Genomic DNA, 16738 nt, shown 5'->3' on the forward strand with positions numbered 1-16738 from the left:
GCCTAGGCCCGCTCGGCCAGCCGCCGTTGGATGGCGGTCGACAGGTCGTCGGCGAACCCCTCCAGTCGGCCGGAGAAACGGGCGGCGTCGGTCGAAAACTTGTTGAAGGCGATATAGGCCGGAATGGCGGCGATAAGACCTATGGCGGTGGCGAATAGCGCCTCGGCGATGGATGGGGCGACGACGGCGAGCGAGGTGTTCTTCTGGATCGCGATCGACTGGAAGGCATGCATGATGCCCCAGACTGTCCCGAACAGCCCCACGAACGGTGAGGCTGTGGCCACGATGGCGAGCGAGCCCAGGCCGTCCTCGACGCGTGCGCTTTCGCGGGCGATGGCGGCGTCGAGGACCCGATCGATGCGCTGAATCAGGAAGGCGGTCTGGGAGTCGGTGGCCGGGCCCTTGGCGCGGACCTCGCGCCACTCTCGAAGGGCGCCTTGCAACATGCGCGGAAGCGCGTGGCGCGGCCGGTCTCCGGCCCTGGTCGCGACCTCCTCGAGGCTCTTGCCCGAGGCGACCTCGTCCTCGAAACGGTTGGCCTCGCGGTTCAGGGCGGAGAAGCGGAAGGTCTTGTCGAGGATCACCGTCCAGGACCACAGGGAGGCTAGGCCCAGGCCCAGCATCACCAGCTTCACGACCCAGTCGGCCTTGATGAAGAGGGCGATGAAATTGAAGCTCTCGGGCGAAACGACGGTGGGGTCCATGCGGGGTCCGGGAGCTCCAGTGAATCAGTAGGCAGGCCGTGGTGATCGTGTGCGGTGGCGATCTTATGGCGAAGGGGTAAACAGCGGCGCCAACACCTCGGCCATGCCGGGCGGCGGCCGACGCGCCCGGCCCTGCAGATCGATGCAGGCGGCCTCGACCTGGGCGGTTGCGATCAGCTCGTCGCCGCGGGTGATCCGTTGGCTGATGAAGAGCCTCGGGCCTTTTACGCTGTCGTAGGTCGTACGCACCAAGAGCGCGTCGTCGATACGGGCGGCGCGTTTGAACTCCACAGTCATGCGGGTGATCGTGAAGGCGGCGGGGTCCGGGCGGTCCAGAAGGGCCGAATGGTTGATGCCCACCACACGGAAGAAGTCGCTCCGCCCCCGCTCGAAATAGCGCAGATAGTTGGCATGGTAGACGACGCCGGTGAAGTCGGTGTCCTCGTAGTATATGCGGACCGGCAACTGGTGCTCGCGGCCGACCAGCCAGCCTGCGGAAGGATCGGTGTTCGTCATTCGTCGAACAGGTCCCCGGCCTGGGACGGGCCCACGCTCTTCGGAGCCGCCAGGCCAAGGTGGGCATAGGCCTTGGCGCAGGCCATCCGGCCGCGGGGCGTTCGCTGGATGAAGCCCTGCTGCAGCAGGAAGGGCTCGATGACGTCCTCGACTGCGTCGCGGGCCTCGGCGATGGCGTAGGCCAACGTCTCCACGCCGGCCGGGCCGCCGGCGTAATTCTCGATGAGCGCCCGCAGGTAGCGTCGGTCGAGTGCATCGAGGCCCATCTCGTCGACGTCAAGGCGAGCGAGCGCCGAGGCGGCGGCGCGGCGGTCGATCATCTCCACGCCGTCGCTGGCCGCGAAGTCGCGGACCCGGCGCAACAGGCGCCCGGCGACGCGGGGCGTGCCGCGCGAGCGGGCGGCGATCTCCCCGGCCCCTTCGGGATGCAGGTTTAGGCCGAGCTTGCCGGCGGCCTGCGAGAGCACCTTCTTGAGCTCGGCCGGCGTGTAGAACTCAAGCCGGATCGGTATGCCGAAGCGGTCGCGCAGCGGCGTGGCGAGAAGGCCGGCCCGGGTCGTGGCGGCGACGAGCGTGAAGGGAGCAAGGTCGATGCGGATAGAGCGCGCCGAGGGTCCTTCACCGATCATCAGGTCGAGGACATGATCTTCCATGGCCGGATAGAGGATCTCTTCGACGTTGGCGGCGAGCCGATGGATTTCGTCGATGAAGAGGACGTCCTTGGGTTCAAGGTTGGTGAGGATGGCCGCGAGGTCGCCGGCCTTGGCCAGCACCGGGCCGGAGGTGGCGCGGAAGTTTACGCCGAGTTCGCGGGCGACAATTTGGGCAAGTGTGGTCTTGCCAAGGCCCGGCGGCCCGAACAGCAGCACGTGGTCGAGCGCCTCGCCGCGCGCCTTGGCGCCTTCGATGAACACACGAAGGTTTCCCTTGGCCTGCTCCTGGCCCACGAACTCGGCGAGCGTCTGAGGGCGGAGTGCGCGGTCCGGCGCTTCGAGGGGCGCCGGCTCGCCGGAGACGAGGCGGGTCATGGAAGATTTTCTCCCCCGCCGGCGCAGCTGTCAGCGAAGCCGACCGAGCTGGTCTTCCGAGGCCCAGCGCCTTGCCTCCCTTCCCCCCACGGGGATGAACTGATCGCCCTGGCCCTCACCGCCCCAGCTCCTGCAGGGCGGCCTTGATCAGGGCAGGGGCTTCGGTTTCGTCGCCCAGGCGCAGGGCGGCCTGCTCCACCACGCGGCGAGCGGCGGGTTCGGCGACGCCCAGGCCCATGAGGGCCGAGACCGCTTCCCCGGATGCCGTTGGTTTTGCGGCCACGGCGGGCGTGGCGCTGGCGTGGAAGGCGGCTACCACTCCGTCGCCCAGCGGCTTGTCCTTCAGCTCGGTGACGATGCGCAGCGCGAGCTTTGGGCCGACGCCCTGGGCGCGGGCGACTGCGGCTTGGTCGCCGCGTGCGGCGGCGGCGGAAAGTTCGCCCGGCGGCAGCACGTCGAGCACGGCCAGGGCGGCCTTGGGGCCTACGCCCTGAATGGTTTTCAGCATCACGAACGCTCGCCGCTCATGACGGTCTAGGAAGCCATAGAGGGTCATGCCGGTCTGCTCGCCCCACTGGCTCTCGATATGCAGGGTCGTGGTTTCGCCGGTCCCAGGCAGGCGCGACAATGTCCGCGAGCCGCAGCGCACGACGTAGCCGACGCCGGCCACGTCGATCAGAGCTTCCTCCTCGCCCACCTCGGCCACGACTCCCCACAGACGACCGATCATGCGGGGGCTCTCTTGGAGGCTCTTGGGTGAATCACGTTCGGCATCTGTTCCAGCATGCCGTAAACCATGCCGCTTCGCTTGATCAATCGTGAACATCTCGTGATCAAACGGCTTAGCCCGAGCTCTGCTGTAAACCAATTCATTCAACTAAGAGGTGCGTTGCTCGCCTCTCCTGTTTTCTCAATGTGTTCCGGCCAAGCTTCCGTTCGTCGAACAAGATGCTAGCGTCGGGCCCAGGGGAGCTTGAGATGAACGAAGAGACAGCCCGCAAGGCGCCGCATCCCGGGCTCTATCTGATCCTCTATCTGCCGTTCGGCATCGCTTTCGGGTATGTGACGGTGACGCTGGCCTGGCTGCTCAGCCAAGCGGGCGCGAGCGTTGCGGCGATCGCTGCGCTAGCGGGCATGGGCCTTCTGCCGAATACCTGGAAAGTGCTCTGGGCGCCCTTGGTCGACACGACCCTCGGCTCGAAGACCTGGTACCTGATCGGTGTCACCGGCACCGCGGCCAGCATCGCGGGCATCGCCTTCATGCCGTTGCGCACAGATCTTCTGTGGGCGTTCGGCTGGCTGGTGCTGGCGTCGAACGTAATGGCCAGCGTCACGACAATGGCGGTGCAGCGATTCATGGCCATTGACACACCTGACCACGAGAAGGGGCGGGCCGGCGGCTGGAGCCAGGCGGGGAACCTCAGCGGCTCGGGCCTTGGGGGCGGAGCGGGACTGTGGCTGGCGCAACATTCCGGCCATCCGTGGATCTCCGGAGCGGTGCTGGCCATCGCCTGCATGGCGTCGGCCCTGCCGCTCCTCCGGCTGCGCGAGCCCGGCCGCGCCGTGGACGCGCGCAGTTATGCGGCGATCCTCGCCGAGACGGGGCGCGATGTCCTGACACTGGCCCGTACACGGATCGGGCTTATGGCCTGCTTCATCATGCTGCTGCCGATCGGCTCCGGCGGGCTGCAGCAACTTTGGGCGGCGATCGCCAAGGACTGGGGGGCCGGCGGCGACGAAGTCGCGCTGGTGGGGGGCTTGCTTGCAGGCCTGGTCTCGCTCCCAGGCTGCATCGCCGGCGGTTACCTGGCCGATCGCATGGATCGCAAGCAGGCCTACAACCTGTTCGGCCTGGCGCTGGCGATGGTGGCCGTGGCGATGGCTTTCGGGCCGCGTAGCCCGATGGCCTTTCTGGTCTTCGCCTGCCTCTACAATTTCGTGGTCGGGTTCTGCTACGGCGCCTATTCGGCGGTGACGCTGGAGGCCATTGGCCAAGGCGCGGCGGCCACCAAGTTCAACCTGATCTCCTCCATCTCCAACGTCCCTATCCTGGTGGTCACCCTTGTCGATGGCTGGGCGGAGACGAAGTTCGGCGCGACAGGCATGCTCTGGACCGAGGCGGCATTGGGCGCGGCGGCGGTCGCGCTCTACTACGCCGTGGCGTGGGCGACGCGCCGGCTGAGTTGGGAGCTGCTTCTGGGCAAACGTGCCGTGGCCTAGCCTGACGACCTGCTCAGCCTCCCAGGCGGATCAGGCCGCTCCCAGGAAGGCGCGGGCGCGGCGAGCGTGGGCGTGGGCTATGGCGACGGCGAGCGCGTCGGCGGCGTCGGCGGTGGTCTCGCCCGCGGTGGGGAGCAAGCGGCGGATCATGTAGCCGACTTGGGCCTTGTCGGCGCCGCCCGTGCCGACCACGGCTTTCTTGACCACGGTGGCGGCGTATTCGGCCACGGAGAGGCCGGCCCGCGCCGGGGCGATCAGGCAGCAGGCCCGCGCATGGCCGAGCTTCAGGGCCGAGGCGGCGTTGTTGTTCATGAAGGTCTCTTCGACGGCGGCCTCGCTGGGCGCGTAGGCTTCGATGACCTTGCCGAGGTCTTCAAACAGGATCAGCAGCCGCTCGGCGAAAGGCAGGCTGTCCTTCGGTGCGATAACCCCATGGGCGACGTGGGTCAGCCGCGCCCCCTCCACCGCCACGACCCCCCACCCGGTGCGGCGAAGGCCCGGATCGAGGCCAAGGATGCGTAAGGGGCGAATCGCGTTCATTGTCTGTTCCAGAGTGGAGCAGGGATGGGAGCGCGGGAAGAGTTGAGGAAGGGTGATCAGCGGCCGACGTCCGCATCGCGCCCGCCGCTGTCAAGTATTTGCGATTTCGCGGAACGGATCTGTCGAGCGTAGTTTCGGGCCGAGGGAAGTTCTCGGCGGACAAGACAGGTCATGTGGAGTCGGTCTCGAAGACACCGCGACCTCATGCTGGTTGTGAGCGTCGCAGCGCTGCTGGTGGGTTGTGGGTCCACCAATCAGGCCGCCCGATCGACGCTTGACCCACCGACGGGCGGCTTCAACCTGATATCTGTGGCCCATCAGGTCGGGCTGCCGGTCGCCGCCACGCTGGCCGCGATCCCCGCCGACAACCCCCAGACGCCGGACAAGGTCGCGCTCGGCGCAAAGCTTTTCTTCGATCGCCGCCTCTCACTGGACGGGACCGTGGCCTGCGGCAGCTGCCACAATCCGGCGCGCGCCTTCAGCGATGGACGGACGGCCTCGGTTGGCGTCAAGGGTCGCGTAGGCCAGCGCAACGCCCCGACAATCCTGAACACGCTCTACAGCAAGACCCTGTTCTGGGACGGCCGGGCCACAACTCTCGAAGAACAGGCCGTGCTCCCGATCCTGAATCCAAGCGAAATGGGGCAGGCGAATCTGGACGCAGCGGCGGCTGCGATCGCTAATGACGGCGAGTACCGGAGCGCATTCCAGAAGGTCTTCGGCCGGCCACTGAACGGCCCGGACCTGGCGCGCGCCATAGCAAGCTATGAGCGCTCGGAGATCGCGTTCGCCTCGCCATTCGACGAGTCCGCCAACGGCAACGCCAGGGCTATCAGCGACTCCGCGAGACGTGGCTGGGCGCTGTTCAGCACAAAGGCTCGCTGCAACAGCTGCCATGCCGTTGAGGATACGACGCCTGACCGGACCTTTTTCACGGATCAGAGCTTCCATAACATCGGCGTCGGCATCGACCGGCACAACGTTGTGACCTTGGCTTGTGAGGCGCAGGCGCGCTTCAACACGCGCAATGTCCTCGCCATCGACCGGGCTGCGATCCAGACGGACATGTCAGCGCTTGGCTCGTTCCTTGTCACCAAGCAGCCAGCGGACATCGCGACCTTCAAGACCCCGAGCCTGCGCAATGTCCTGGTCACGGCGCCTTACTTTCACGACGGATCGGCCAGGACGCTTTGGGATGTCGTCGACCACTACAACAAAGGGGGCATGAACAATCCCTGGCTCGACGAGAAAATCCGGCCCCTCGGCCTGTCAGAGACTGAAATCGACGACCTCGTCGCGTTCTTGGCTAGCCTCACCAGCGCGCAATTTCGCGAGCAAGGCGCCAAGGCGCTCGCCGTTCAACGCGAAATCGCCCGCGCTTCACGGCCCGAACGCGACAACGCCCGGGCCTTCGGGCCAAAGCCGACCCGCCCCGATCCGGCCCTCGCCTGCGCCCCGAAGACCTGACTGCGCTCCCGCTCCCGATGCTGGGCGGCAGACAGAATCCATTTTTATGGAACACTGTTCGCTCGAAGCGCGTTTACCTGCCAATGCCAGTGGCCGAGGTCACAGCTCACTGCCTGGAGAACGGGCAATAATCCAAAGGCCTGGTGACAGGCGCGGCCCGGGCTCCCTCGTTCGGGCAGTAACTTTTACGTGCGGTGCCGAAAAAAAAGCGTTCGAAGAACATCGGAACCTTTCGTGACGGCGTACGTAGGAGCATTAATGAGGGGCTGTTCTGTTGGGGCATATTCATGCGTGACCAAGGTATCTATCGCGCCATTGGACGACGTCTGCGCGCGAGGCGTCGGCTACTCGACATGACTCAACGCGAGGTCGGGGATCGCTGCGGGCTGACCTTTCAACAGGTGCAGAAATACGAAGCCGGACTGATCGCCATGCCCATAGCGCGGCTGATCGCCTTGGCCGACGCGCTGCAGGCGCCTGTTGGCGACTTCATCCCAGCTCTCCCCGACAGCCGCGCGGCCATCCCAGCTGCGTCCACCGCTGAGGCCGAAGTGGTCAGCTGGGAGCGCGTGACCCAGGGACGCGCCGCGATCGCCTGAGGGCGCGCTGAGAGCTGGCCGCCACGAGCGGCCGAAGGGCGCCGTCAGCGAGCGGCGCTCAGCCGAGGATCACCCTTTCTTCGCCCCACCAGAGCGGGCTCTTCGAAAAATCGATGAAGCGGCGTTCGTCTTCCAGAAGCAGGGCGGCGGCCTCTGAGCTTGCGGCGCTGCGGTTTGCGAGCAGCCTTTCCAGGCTGTCGTACCAGAGCTGGGCCACGCCGTCGTATTCCGGCGGCGTGTCGCGGCTCGCGCGCAAGGGGGCGCTGGCGTCCGCCGGCAGGCTGTGCAGTTGGACATAGCGGCGGATCTGCAACGTCTCGGCGACGGAGGCCACCAACGGCCCATGGGTGTTGAACCAATAGTCCTGGAACGCCTCGCGGCTGAGGTGCGGCAAACGGGTCAGGCAATAGGTGAGCTTGATCATGGCCGGGCCAACATGGACGCACGGCGAGGCTCACAGCAAGAGGCCCGCGACCGGGGATGATCGCGGGCTCTTGTGTCCGCCCCTCTTGAGGCCGGGGAGCGAGGGAGGGCGGACGGGGATGGGCCTGGGGAGGGGCCCTTCCAATCCTTTCTGGCGACCTTTCTTGGTCGTCTTCTCGGGGCCGGCGGCGGAGAGACGTTTTAGCTGCGGCTGGCGAACTTAATGCCGGACACGAGCTTGTCGTTGACCTCGGCGCGGACTGCCGACTGGCAGGCGGCCCGCACGCTCATCTGCGCTTCACCGGAGCAATATTGGCGCGCGGCGGTATTGAGGCGCTGTTCGTAGACGGCCTTGCCGGAGGCGGTGGCCAGGTTAAGGTCGCCGACGCGGACTGCGGTCTGGGCGTGGGCGGCGGTGGTCAGGGCGGCGGCCGGCAGGATGGCCAGGGCCAGCATGGCGATGTTCGAGATGCGAGCGGTAATGTTCATGGTCATATCCCTCGTCTGAAAGCCTGGGGCGATGTGAACCGCCGATGACGAGTGAATACTTCCCAGGTTCATGTAAGTCCCGTGAAGTCTCCGTAATGACCTCGAATTAACAAAATTACCGAGGTTTAATTACTTAAACGGGATGTAATGTTAGGACGGAATGTGGTCCGGCACGCCGATGAGCTGCAGGAAGGTCACGGCTGCGACCGGTCGTTGGGGGACATTTGAGACCGCGTGGCCAGGCCTGGCTTCGACGCTGAGTGCGGCCACGATCCAGGCGCCGGGGAAGGCCTTCAGCTCATGGTCTTCCATGGCCTGCAGGTGCGGACACTCGGCGCGGGCCCGCTCGGCGCAGGTCAGGTGCATGGGCGCGACGGCGCCGGCGTCGAGGAGCGGCTTGTCGTCGTCCATGTCCGGCGGCAACCAGGGCCCCGCACCCTTGGCGCGGAGCTCACCGGCGGTCGTCCAGCGGGCGGTCTGGGTCCAGCGATCGTTCTCACGCGTAGGTTCGCCGCACATCGGGCAGCGCATCTCGCGCACGGACTTCCTCTGCCGGAACAGGTGGTTGCGAGAATAGAGCGGCTCGCCGCGGCCGGGATGTTCGGACTGGCCGACGGCCAGCACTCCGTCGACGGAAGGGCAGGGGCCGACGCCGGTGACCGTCTCGGTCGACCAGCTGGCCACCCAGGGGACGTCGAGGCCGATTGTGAGTTTGCTCACGGGGTGCTCGCTGCTGGGGCCGGAGCGGGCGGCGATGAAGCCGCAGGCGCGGGCGGTGCGCGCCGGATCGAGGTGATGCGCAGCGGCTTTTGCAGCATTTCGCCCTTCATGGCGCCGACCCCGGCGTTGGGATCGGTCGGCAGGCCGAGGATGGTCTTAGCGACCGGCATGCCGTCGACGACTCGCCCAAAAGCCGCGAAGCCCGGATCCACCGCCGAGGCGTCGAGGTAGGGCATGTCGCCGATGACGATGAACCAGTCGGCTTGGGCCGAGCCGGGCGCGTGCCGGCCCATGGAGATGGTCCCGTCGGTGTGCCTGAGGCCGGTCTTGGCGGTGCTCTCATGGGCGATCGGCGGGAGCACCTTCTTGGGATCGTTCTGCAAGCCACCCTGTATCGAGCCGTAGTCGTTACTTGTCTGGCCCTTGGGCTTCGAAGCCCGGTAGAACGTCGCCCCGTCGTAGAGCTTGCGGTCGACGTACTTCAGAAAGTTGGCCGTGGTGATCGGCGCCTTGTCGGCGAAGAGCTCAAGGGTGATCGATCCCTCGGGGGTGTTGATCACGACCCGAGGGTTCTGGGTTTGGGCCGCGGCCGGCGCGGCCAGCGCCAGGGCGAAGACGAGGGTGAGGAGACTGCGGCGCGGGAGCATGGCCGTCAGCCTACCCGCCGCCTCCTGAAATGGAAGGCGCCGCAGCTCGGCAGCGCACGATGGTGTCGGTCTGGCCGGTGGCGCGCAGGCCCGCGGGCGTCATCTCGAAAGTGGCGATGCGCCGCGCGCAAACCCTGCGTGCGACACCGGCCTTGGTTATGTCGGAGACCGCGCGGGCCGAGACACGGGCGGAACGGCCATCGGCGGCGATCGTGACCGTCTCGATCGTGACGCTCTCGATTATCTGGCCTGCCGCCAGCGTACGCCGGCTCTGAGCGCGGGCCTGCTCCAAGGTGCTCACGCCATAGAGGACGATTTTGTTGTCGTTGCCGAGCGCCTGATCGGTAAAGCGGGCGTTCGGGCTGAAGGTCGCGAAATAGGCGGCGAGGTCGGCGGAGTTCCAGGCCCGCGACTGGCGCGCGACAAGGCTGCGCACTTGCGGCTCGGTGAGGCGAGCGTGCTGGGCGAGCGCGGCGCCGGCGAACAGCAGCGCCACGAAGAGGGCCTTCACGCCGGACGCCAGAAGTGAAAGGCGGCCCAGCCGGCCTGCAGCGCGCCGAGGTCCAGGCCCAGCGTGGCCGACAGCGAGGCCGCGGTCCGCAGCAGCAGACCGCTCGCGCCGGGAACCCAGAAGATCAGCAGGAGCAGCGCCACCATCGCCAGTCCCTCGACCTTGCGAAGCTGCGGCATGAGGCGGGCCGGCAGGAAGGGCCGAATGGCGCCGAAACCGTCCAGTCCGGGGATCGGCAGCAAGTTGAGGATAAGCGCAGTCGCCTGCAGGAAAGCCAGCATGGTCAGGGCGGCGAACAGGGCTGTCGAGCCCTGGCCGACGACGCCGCCGGCTTGCCAGGACGAGAGACCACGGGCGAGGACCAGGAGGACCACGAGCGTCGCCGCCGGTCCTGCCAGGGCGGCCGCGGCCCGCCAGAGCGGCCCGCGCATCAGGTCGTTGCGCAGATAGACAGCTCCGCCCGGGAAGCCGATGCCGCCCATGGCCAGCGCGATCAGTGGGATCACCAGGCTCACACCCAGGTCGCCGTAGCGGCGCGGGTCGAAGGACAGGTAGCCCTTCTCCGCCACCGTACGATCGCCGCCCAGCCAGGCGACGGCGGCATGGCTGAATTCGTGGGCCATAACCGACAGAATCCAGCCCACCATCACAAAGGCGAAGACCAGAAGGCCCCTGGGAAACCGCACGAGCGCAGCACCGAGCGAGATCCAGACGACCACGATTCCCGGGCCCGCCAACGGGCTGGCCACGGGGCCGGCCCGGGCCGCGACCTCGGGCGGCTCTTGTGGTGGGGGGCCGGCGACGTCCTTCACGCCGGGACGTCTATCACATCGGCGGCTTGGCGCCGTTCTCCCCGACGGAGACCGAGCCCGCCATCATGCCGTTCGGGGTCTTCTGGACGACCATGAAGACCGGGGTGCCGACCTTGACCAGCTCGCGCTTTCCGGGCGCGATCTGAACCACAGGCACATTGGCTGGCACGGTGATGTGGCGCTTGCCGTAGGAGTAGCTGACGTCGAGCTCGCGCGAGCCCTTCTTGCCGGCCACGACTTCACCGACGGTGCCGTTGGTCATCATCGAACCTGGCTTCAGATCCCAGCCGTAGTGGCCTTCGCCCATCTTCACGCCGGGCGGGAAAACGTGGACCTCAAGCGACTTGCCGCTCGTCCCGTCCTTGTTGGGCATCTCGGAGGTGCCGATGAAGCTGCCGGGCTGGATGGCGTCGATGGCCACCGGCTTCATCACGGCGACGGACCAACTTGGCGTCAGGCTCACGGTCTGCGGGCCCTTGTCGGTCTTCACCGTCATGGACGTCTCGTTGAGCGCGGTAATTGTGCCGCGCACAACCGTGGGCGTGGGCGGAGCGGCCGGAGCAGTCGGCTGGGCGAGCGCGGCGGTGGCGGAAAGTGAGAGCGCGGCGAGGGCCGCAACGGCAGGCTTCAACATGGGCGTTTCCGAGGCTTGCGAGGATACGCGTCCTTTTGTGAACGCTGTTCTGGATGCCGCAGATAGGTTGTCCGACAAAGCTGCGCAATGAGCCCGCGTCAGGATCTTCGTTTCGACCGAATTGGAACGGAGCTTACGGCACAAAACGCCCTATTTCCGCTCCGTCGCAGTTTCGGCGCGGATCCGCTTGAACTCCGAGGTCGCGTTCCAGTCCGGCCAGCGGCCGGAATTGGCCAGGTCACGGCCCACGTCATAGAGCAGTTCGATATCCTGGGCCGCGCCGCGCAGGTCCCAGTCGGGGCTCCAGTTGTCGCAGACCTGGTGGTAGCAGCGGCTGGTGTAGTCGTTGACCCAGCGGTCTCCGGCCTCGCGACCACCCGTGAGCAGGTCCGGCCCGGCGGCCATACCCATGACCAGCAGGGTGGGCACGCCGCGCTTGGCCACGCTGAAATGGTCGGCGCGGTAAAAGAGCGCCTTCTCCGGATGCGGGTCGGGGGTGATGGTGCGGCCCTGCCGGGCGGCGGCTTTCGCGAGGTCGGCTTCCAGGGAGTTCTGGCCGGCGCCGACCAGAACCATGTCGTGGCTGAGGCCGGCGGTCTGCACCACGTCCATGGTGAAGTTGGCCGCAGTCGTCGGCAGCGGCAGGCTCGGGTGGGTTGCGTAGTATTCGCTGCCCAGAAGGCCGCGCTCCTCAGCCGTCCATACGCCGAAGGCCACGGTGCGTTCAGGTCTCGGGCCTCTGGCGAAAGCGCGGGCGATCTCCAACACCCCGGCCACTCCCATGCCGTCGTCGATCGCCCCGTGGCGCACGGTGTCGCCGCTGGCGTCCGGCGGGCCCTCGCCGAAGGCGTCCCAGTGGGCGGCGAACATCACGCTCTCCTTGGGCCTAGTCGACCCGGGGATCTGGGCCAGCACATTGTGGCTGAGGAGGTGGGCGGTCTTGATGGTCACGTTCGCTGAAAAGGCCGCGCCGGGCAGGGGGATGGGGTGAAAACCGGCCGTGCGGGCGCTCTTCTTCAGCGCCTCGAAGTCCAGGCCCGAGGCCTTGAAGAGATCGACTGCCACGTCGCGCTGGATCCAGCCCTGGAGCATGGGGTGGATCGCCGCCGGATCGGTGCGGACGACGTCGTAACTATCGCCGTTGGAGGCCACGACGGTCGACCAGGGATAGGCCGCGCCGGCGGTCTCGTGGACGATCAGGGCGCCAAGCGCGCCTTGGCGCGCGGCCTCCTCGAACTTGTAGATCCATCGGCCATAGTAGGTGGCCGCCTTGCCGCCGAACCGGCCGGCCACCGGCTCGCCCGGTTCAGCCTCGAAATCGGGGTCGTTGATCAGGAAAACTGCGATCTTGCCCTTCAGGTCGACGCCCTTGAAATCATCCCAGCCGCGCTCGGGAGCCGTGACGCCGTAGCCCACGAAGACCAGCGGGGCGTTCTCGATCGTGACACCGGAAACCGGCCGCTGGGTCCAGGCCATGATCTCCGAGGTCTCGGCGAGGTCCCGGGTGTGGCCGCCGGCGGTAATGCTGAATTCGGCGCCGGGCTCCACCTGGAAGCGGATCAGCGGCACAGCCTGGGTCCAGCCGCCGTTGTCGCCGGCGGGTTTGAGGCCCAGCGCTTTGAACCGGTCGGTCAGAAAGGCGATGGTCCCGGCCTCGCCCGGGCCGCCCGGCGCGCGACCGGCCAACTTAGAATCGGCCAGCACCTTGACGAGCGCCGACAGGCGGTCGGGGGAAATGGGGTTGGTCGGAACCGCAGCGGCGGGCACGGCGACAAGGCAAGCTGCGAGGACAAGTGACGAGACGCGCATGCGGGACCCTAGCCTTAAATCTCGTGCCGTTGCGACCCTGCCTCACGTCCTCAGCCCCTCGCCGAGACCCGAGCACCTGGCCGTCGAGCGCAGGGGCCCGGGGCTCTACGACCGGTCACCCCGCGCGGCTCCGCCGCGGATTTACGCCTTGGCGCCGGACAGCCGCGGCGCGGCTTGGCGGATGACGCCCGTTGCGTAAGGCCCAAACGAAAGGGCCGGCGCCTCGCGGCGCCGGCCCTTTTTGGTCTGGCGCGGCTCAGTTGCGAGCCGCGGTCAGTGCTTAGGCTGCGCCCAGCTGGCCGGCCGACGTCTTGCCGTTGCGCGGGTCCTTTTCCAGCTCGAAGCTGATGCGTTGGCCCTCGTTCAGCGAGGACATGTTCGCGCGTTCCACCGCCGAGATGTGCACGAACACGTCTTGTCCGCCGTCATCCGGTTGAATGAAACCAAAGCCCTTTTGGCCGTTGAACCACTTCACGACACCAGTCGCCATATTAGTATCCCCTTCCGGGTCTTAAGTATTCACGCGCCCAGGATGGACGGCGCGATCAAATTTTCGGAGAGGGTCGAGGGCAGTTCCGGCGCCCGATTGGAAAATCGGGGGTGGAGAGCGGGCGAGCCAAAACGATATTCGATGCAGCCACCTTGCCACCTGGGGGTGCAAGACGCAAGGCAAATCACTCAAGCTTAAGCGAAAAGGGGAGACGGCCCGCTGTTTTACCTATAGAAAACTTATCCCTTAATCTTTCGATAATCATCCGGGGCTCGTGGCCCATACGCCGCGCTTAGAAGGATCTCACCATGGCCATACGCGGCGCAGCCGATCGCGAAATCCTTACTGTGGCCCGCCACGAGGGTCGTTGGGCGGTGGAGCATCACGGCGTGTTCTACGACCATGCGATCGAAAAAGAAGAGGCCAAGGCCGCCGCCAACAAGCGCGCCAGGGCTCTTCAAGACCAGGGCCGTCCCTGCCAGGTGCGGGTGAACGGCGAGCACGGCTTCTTCGCGGACGCATAAACATGACTTCTCACGCACCCAAACCCGCCCGGCGTCGTGGCACTGCTGCTGAAGAGGCGCGCCTGGCCATTGAACAAGCCGAAACTGACGGCGTGGCGCGCGACGCCATGACCCTGCGCATGACGTTGCGCGATGTCTCCGAACTGAAGCGCGACCCGAAGGTGCCGATGGCGGACATCAGCTATGGCCCGGACGGCATGCGCTACCTAGGCGTCGCCGTGGACCAGGGCGGCGTCACTCAATCGACGCTCGACCGTGGCGACACCTCCTATGTGCGCGGCGCCGCCGTCGAAGCGGTGGTCAAGCCCAAGGCCACGCGCAAGAAGGCCGTCAAGAAAGTCGCAGCGACCGCCGCTTAAGGGGGTTTCTGCGGCGTCGGAGCGAAAGCCGTTCAGCGTTCGGCTGACGCGCTCGAGGGCGTCTGCCGGAGCGAGAAGCCTCCCGGTATTCCTGCTTTCCGATGCCGGGTTGGCGCCGAGGCCGCCCACAACGCCGCCCGACCGCTCGGCCACCGACGTGCGAACGTTCCGGGAGGGAACGCCGTCGAGTTGATCCCTACTTCGCGGCCGCCTCGACCTGGTTCAGGCCCGCGTGCAGCCAGCCGCTTTCGTTCGAGTTCTTGGAGGCCGTGAGCAGCGTCTCAAGGGCGTGTTTGCGGGCGGCGAGGGCGGCGGGGTTCTTGGGATCGGCTTTGAGCGCGGCGCTGGTCAGGCGAAGGGCGAGCGCCGGGTCGGTCGCGACCAGGCTTTCGGCGCGGGCCGCCACCGGGCCTGCGCCACCGGCAATGCGGACGAGCTCGCCATCGGCTTCGGCCGGGGCGGTCGCGTACATGGTGGCAGGATCCCCGTCGAACCAGCCGGCGTAGCCTTCGTAGATGCCGCGCACCGACCAGCTTATCGCGCCATACCCCTCGCCGACCGCAAGCTCCGGTGGCAGCTTGACGGTCTTCATCAAGGTGAAGACGTCTTTGCCCTCGTTCATGCCGCGTACGGTGGCGTCATGCACGTAGAGGATGGCGTCGCGGTACTGGGTGAGGACCCGGCGGACATTCTCAGCCCCGACAATCGGGACGCCGTGGCTGGGAAGCACGATCTCCGGCTTCAGCGCCAGGACCTTGTCGATCGACTGTACGTAGTTAAGCGCCGGCCGGGTGAGCGTGCCCCGCAGCGTGTACATGTTGGGGAACGACGCATAGTAATTGTCGCCGATAAAGAGCGCCTTCAGCTCTGGAATCCAGACATTGAGCATGTCCGGCGTTTCGCCCGGCATCGACAGGCAGTCGAAGGTCAGATCCCCCAACCTGAACTTGTACTCTTTGTCGAACAGGACATCGGCGAGCGGTGGGGCGGCGTAGTTCCCGGGATTGGCGTTCGCCGAACCCGGCCGGCCGATGCCGGCGGTCGCGTTGTATTGCGCGGCGTTGCGGGCCACGAAGAAGCCCTCCAGACGCGTCTGGTAGTTGCGGAACTCGACTTCGTTGGCCTGGCCGATGACATGGGTTCCTGGCTCCTTCCAGGAGGAGACGCCCCCCGTATGGTCGCCATGGCTGTGGGTCAGGATGATATCCTTGATCGGCCCGGTGGAGACCGCTCGCAGCAGGGCCTTGTGGCGGGCGGCGTTCATCGGCAGCGAGGTGTCGATGATCACGTTGCCGGCCTTGGTGGTCACCATGAAGGTATTGCCGAAGCCGGTGGCCTGGAAGATGCGGCCGCCTGCGAATTCCAGAGCCTTGGCCTGGCCGGCGCCGGCGCCGGTGGGCTGGTTGGCCCCCATCCGCTCCGGCTGCTGGGCGGCGGCTGAGCCGGTTACGACCAGCGTCAGGGCCGCGGCGATGGCGAGGGTATTGCGATGCATGGAGATAGGACCCACTGGAAGCCTTGACGGGGCGCGGCGGAAGGGCTCCATCGCGCGCGACGAGGAGATGCCATGGCCAGCCAGGATCCGGAAACACGCGAAACCGCGCGCCGCAAACTTATCGGGCGCGCGATGGTCGTCGGCCTCCTGATCCTGGTGGCTGTCTATGCGGTCGTCACGTTCCGCCATGCCTGAGAGCTGGCGGGGTGGCGAAGTAGGCTACTTGGCTTCGGCGCTGGCCTTCATGGCGTTCACCAGCACGGTGAACTGGCGCGTACGGCTTTCCTTGTCCTTCGCCTTGTCCTCCGGCTCGTGCTTCGGCAGGGCGTCGGCGTCGTAGACAAGGGTGTACAGAAGCCTGGAGTGGCCCTTGTCGATCGGGCGGATCTCCACCGTGCCGTGGTAGTCGGTCGGCGACTTGGGCTGGCTGTAGGTGTAGCTCCAGGCGGTGTTGGCGACCAGCAACTCGGTGACGCGTCCGGCGATCAGGCGGACCGCGCCCACTTCGCCGTCCTTGCCCGAAGTGATCTCGCAGGTGGTCTTGAACCAGGCGCCGATCTGGCAGTAGCCGTTGATTTTCTTCCAGGCGGCATCGGCCGGGGCGTTGATCGTCGCTTCGAGCGGTACGGTCACGAAGTCGGCGGCATGAGCCGCGCCAGCGGCCAGAGCCAAGCCCGCGATGATCGGCGCTGCGGCGGCGAAGGCGATTTTCATTGGTTTCTTTCCCCCATTCGGTTGGTTGGATTTGGAC

The 16738-nt window shown here is 66.7% G+C and carries 22 protein-coding genes; 6 read left to right on the forward strand and 16 right to left on the reverse strand.

The window, feature by feature from the left end; genetic code table 11:
* Positions 1–2: 2 nt before the first annotated feature.
* The 4 genes from tolQ to ruvA form a co-directional block, all read right to left on the reverse strand.
* Complete coding sequence (tolQ, locus tag VGI62_RS05375) at positions 3–704, reverse strand: protein TolQ (protein ID WP_331503367.1); 702 nt, start codon at positions 702–704, stop codon at positions 3–5.
* 63 nt (positions 705–767) lie between these two features.
* A complete protein-coding gene (locus tag VGI62_RS05380; protein ID WP_331503368.1) occupies positions 768–1220 on the reverse strand; it encodes a YbgC/FadM family acyl-CoA thioesterase in 453 nt (150 codons plus the stop codon).
* Positions 1217–2248, reverse strand: coding sequence for a Holliday junction branch migration DNA helicase RuvB (gene ruvB / locus VGI62_RS05385; RefSeq protein WP_331503369.1), 1032 nt, complete (start codon positions 2246–2248; stop codon positions 1217–1219). The genes VGI62_RS05380 and ruvB overlap by 4 nt, the downstream gene beginning before the upstream one ends.
* Before the next feature lie 115 nt (positions 2249–2363).
* A complete protein-coding gene (ruvA, locus tag VGI62_RS05390; protein WP_331503370.1) occupies positions 2364–2978 on the reverse strand; it encodes a Holliday junction branch migration protein RuvA in 615 nt (204 codons plus the stop codon).
* A 248-nt stretch (positions 2979–3226) separates the two neighbouring features.
* On the opposite strand from ruvA, the gene VGI62_RS05395 reads away from it, so the two are divergent.
* On the forward strand, positions 3227–4468 hold the full coding sequence (locus VGI62_RS05395) for an MFS transporter (RefSeq protein WP_331503371.1): 1242 nt from the start codon (positions 3227–3229) through the stop codon (positions 4466–4468).
* A 30-nt stretch (positions 4469–4498) separates the two neighbouring features.
* Here the strand turns inward: VGI62_RS05395 and ruvC are convergent, their stop codons facing one another.
* Positions 4499–5008: a crossover junction endodeoxyribonuclease RuvC gene (gene ruvC / locus VGI62_RS05400; RefSeq protein ID WP_331503372.1), complete on the reverse strand. Its 510-nt coding sequence runs from the start codon at positions 5006–5008 to the stop codon at positions 4499–4501.
* Between the two features lie 204 nt (positions 5009–5212).
* Between ruvC and VGI62_RS05405 the strand changes: the two genes are divergently transcribed.
* Both VGI62_RS05405 and VGI62_RS05410 read left to right on the forward strand, forming a co-directional pair.
* Positions 5213–6475: a cytochrome-c peroxidase gene (locus tag VGI62_RS05405; protein WP_331503373.1), complete on the forward strand. Its 1263-nt coding sequence runs from the start codon at positions 5213–5215 to the stop codon at positions 6473–6475.
* A gap of 287 nt (positions 6476–6762) precedes the next feature.
* Complete coding sequence (locus VGI62_RS05410) at positions 6763–7074, forward strand: helix-turn-helix transcriptional regulator (protein WP_331503374.1); 312 nt, start codon at positions 6763–6765, stop codon at positions 7072–7074.
* A 58-nt stretch (positions 7075–7132) separates the two neighbouring features.
* Here the strand turns inward: VGI62_RS05410 and VGI62_RS05415 are convergent, their stop codons facing one another.
* The 9 genes from VGI62_RS05415 to VGI62_RS05455 form a co-directional block, all read right to left on the reverse strand.
* Entirely contained in the window at positions 7133–7498 is a 366-nt protein-coding gene (locus tag VGI62_RS05415; protein ID WP_331503375.1) for an EthD domain-containing protein, read from the reverse strand.
* Positions 7499–7698: 200 nt separating this feature from the next.
* A complete protein-coding gene (locus VGI62_RS05420) occupies positions 7699–7986 on the reverse strand; it encodes a UrcA family protein (protein WP_331503376.1) in 288 nt (95 codons plus the stop codon).
* A 150-nt stretch (positions 7987–8136) separates the two neighbouring features.
* The gene (locus VGI62_RS05425; protein ID WP_331503377.1) at positions 8137–8706 is read right to left on the reverse strand and encodes a hypothetical protein; all 570 of its coding nucleotides are present in this window, start codon (positions 8704–8706) and stop codon (positions 8137–8139) included.
* On the reverse strand, positions 8703–9353 hold the full coding sequence (locus VGI62_RS05430) for a peptidylprolyl isomerase (RefSeq protein WP_331503378.1): 651 nt from the start codon (positions 9351–9353) through the stop codon (positions 8703–8705). The genes VGI62_RS05425 and VGI62_RS05430 overlap by 4 nt, the downstream gene beginning before the upstream one ends.
* Before the next feature lie 10 nt (positions 9354–9363).
* Positions 9364–9864 (reverse strand): nuclear transport factor 2 family protein, encoded by a 501-nt coding sequence (locus tag VGI62_RS05435; RefSeq protein WP_331503379.1) that lies wholly within the window; start codon positions 9862–9864, stop codon positions 9364–9366.
* Positions 9861–10676, reverse strand: a complete 816-nt coding sequence (locus tag VGI62_RS05440; RefSeq protein WP_331503380.1) for a site-2 protease family protein — start codon at positions 10674–10676, stop codon at positions 9861–9863. The genes VGI62_RS05435 and VGI62_RS05440 overlap by 4 nt, the downstream gene beginning before the upstream one ends.
* 13 nt (positions 10677–10689) lie before the next feature.
* Entirely contained in the window at positions 10690–11310 is a 621-nt protein-coding gene (locus VGI62_RS05445; protein ID WP_331503381.1) for a hypothetical protein, read from the reverse strand.
* A 150-nt stretch (positions 11311–11460) separates the two neighbouring features.
* The gene (locus VGI62_RS05450; RefSeq protein WP_331503382.1) at positions 11461–13119 is read right to left on the reverse strand and encodes a M28 family metallopeptidase; all 1659 of its coding nucleotides are present in this window, start codon (positions 13117–13119) and stop codon (positions 11461–11463) included.
* Positions 13120–13399: 280 nt separating this feature from the next.
* On the reverse strand, positions 13400–13609 hold the full coding sequence (locus tag VGI62_RS05455; RefSeq protein ID WP_331503383.1) for a cold-shock protein: 210 nt from the start codon (positions 13607–13609) through the stop codon (positions 13400–13402).
* Positions 13610–13917: 308 nt separating this feature from the next.
* On the opposite strand from VGI62_RS05455, the gene VGI62_RS05460 reads away from it, so the two are divergent.
* Positions 13918–14133: a hypothetical protein gene (locus VGI62_RS05460; RefSeq protein ID WP_331503384.1), complete on the forward strand. Its 216-nt coding sequence runs from the start codon at positions 13918–13920 to the stop codon at positions 14131–14133.
* A gap of 2 nt (positions 14134–14135) precedes the next feature.
* Positions 14136–14492, forward strand: coding sequence for a hypothetical protein (locus VGI62_RS05465; RefSeq protein WP_331503385.1), 357 nt, complete (start codon positions 14136–14138; stop codon positions 14490–14492).
* A 196-nt stretch (positions 14493–14688) separates the two neighbouring features.
* Here the strand turns inward: VGI62_RS05465 and VGI62_RS05470 are convergent, their stop codons facing one another.
* Positions 14689–15987 (reverse strand): alkyl sulfatase dimerization domain-containing protein, encoded by a 1299-nt coding sequence (locus tag VGI62_RS05470; RefSeq protein WP_331503386.1) that lies wholly within the window; start codon positions 15985–15987, stop codon positions 14689–14691.
* Positions 15988–16059: 72 nt separating this feature from the next.
* Here VGI62_RS05470 and VGI62_RS05475 point away from each other — a divergent pair, with 72 nt between their 5' ends.
* On the forward strand, positions 16060–16182 hold the full coding sequence (locus VGI62_RS05475; RefSeq protein ID WP_331503387.1) for a hypothetical protein: 123 nt from the start codon (positions 16060–16062) through the stop codon (positions 16180–16182).
* A gap of 24 nt (positions 16183–16206) precedes the next feature.
* On the opposite strand, the gene VGI62_RS05480 is transcribed toward VGI62_RS05475, so the two are convergent.
* The gene (locus tag VGI62_RS05480; protein ID WP_331503388.1) at positions 16207–16701 is read right to left on the reverse strand and encodes an SRPBCC family protein; all 495 of its coding nucleotides are present in this window, start codon (positions 16699–16701) and stop codon (positions 16207–16209) included.
* Between the last annotated feature and the right edge of the window lie 37 nt (positions 16702–16738).

The organism is Phenylobacterium sp. (assembly GCF_036495085.1).
GTDB lineage: Bacteria > Pseudomonadota > Alphaproteobacteria > Caulobacterales > Caulobacteraceae > Phenylobacterium.

Coding starts and splice junctions, on each gene's coding strand:
- VGI62_RS05410 (WP_331503374.1), top strand. CDS start 6,763: ATGCGTGACCAAGGTATCTATCGCGCCATTGGACGACGTCTGCGCGCG.
- VGI62_RS05470 (WP_331503386.1), bottom strand. CDS start 15,987: ATGCATCGCAATACCCTCGCCATCGCCGCGGCCCTGACGCTGGTCGTA.
- VGI62_RS05395 (WP_331503371.1), top strand. CDS start 3,227: ATGAACGAAGAGACAGCCCGCAAGGCGCCGCATCCCGGGCTCTATCTG.
- tolQ (WP_331503367.1), bottom strand. CDS start 704: ATGGACCCCACCGTCGTTTCGCCCGAGAGCTTCAATTTCATCGCCCTC.
- VGI62_RS05420 (WP_331503376.1), bottom strand. CDS start 7,986: ATGAACATTACCGCTCGCATCTCGAACATCGCCATGCTGGCCCTGGCC.
- VGI62_RS05465 (WP_331503385.1), top strand. CDS start 14,136: ATGACTTCTCACGCACCCAAACCCGCCCGGCGTCGTGGCACTGCTGCT.
- VGI62_RS05415 (WP_331503375.1), bottom strand. CDS start 7,498: ATGATCAAGCTCACCTATTGCCTGACCCGTTTGCCGCACCTCAGCCGC.
- VGI62_RS05455 (WP_331503383.1), bottom strand. CDS start 13,609: ATGGCGACTGGTGTCGTGAAGTGGTTCAACGGCCAAAAGGGCTTTGGT.
- VGI62_RS05450 (WP_331503382.1), bottom strand. CDS start 13,119: ATGCGCGTCTCGTCACTTGTCCTCGCAGCTTGCCTTGTCGCCGTGCCC.
- ruvC (WP_331503372.1), bottom strand. CDS start 5,008: ATGAACGCGATTCGCCCCTTACGCATCCTTGGCCTCGATCCGGGCCTT.
- VGI62_RS05480 (WP_331503388.1), bottom strand. CDS start 16,701: ATGAAAATCGCCTTCGCCGCCGCAGCGCCGATCATCGCGGGCTTGGCT.
- VGI62_RS05380 (WP_331503368.1), bottom strand. CDS start 1,220: ATGACGAACACCGATCCTTCCGCAGGCTGGCTGGTCGGCCGCGAGCAC.
- VGI62_RS05475 (WP_331503387.1), top strand. CDS start 16,060: ATGGCCAGCCAGGATCCGGAAACACGCGAAACCGCGCGCCGCAAACTT.
- ruvB (WP_331503369.1), bottom strand. CDS start 2,248: ATGACCCGCCTCGTCTCCGGCGAGCCGGCGCCCCTCGAAGCGCCGGAC.
- VGI62_RS05405 (WP_331503373.1), top strand. CDS start 5,213: ATGCTGGTTGTGAGCGTCGCAGCGCTGCTGGTGGGTTGTGGGTCCACC.
- VGI62_RS05430 (WP_331503378.1), bottom strand. CDS start 9,353: ATGCTCCCGCGCCGCAGTCTCCTCACCCTCGTCTTCGCCCTGGCGCTG.
- VGI62_RS05445 (WP_331503381.1), bottom strand. CDS start 11,310: ATGTTGAAGCCTGCCGTTGCGGCCCTCGCCGCGCTCTCACTTTCCGCC.
- ruvA (WP_331503370.1), bottom strand. CDS start 2,978: ATGATCGGTCGTCTGTGGGGAGTCGTGGCCGAGGTGGGCGAGGAGGAA.
- VGI62_RS05460 (WP_331503384.1), top strand. CDS start 13,918: ATGGCCATACGCGGCGCAGCCGATCGCGAAATCCTTACTGTGGCCCGC.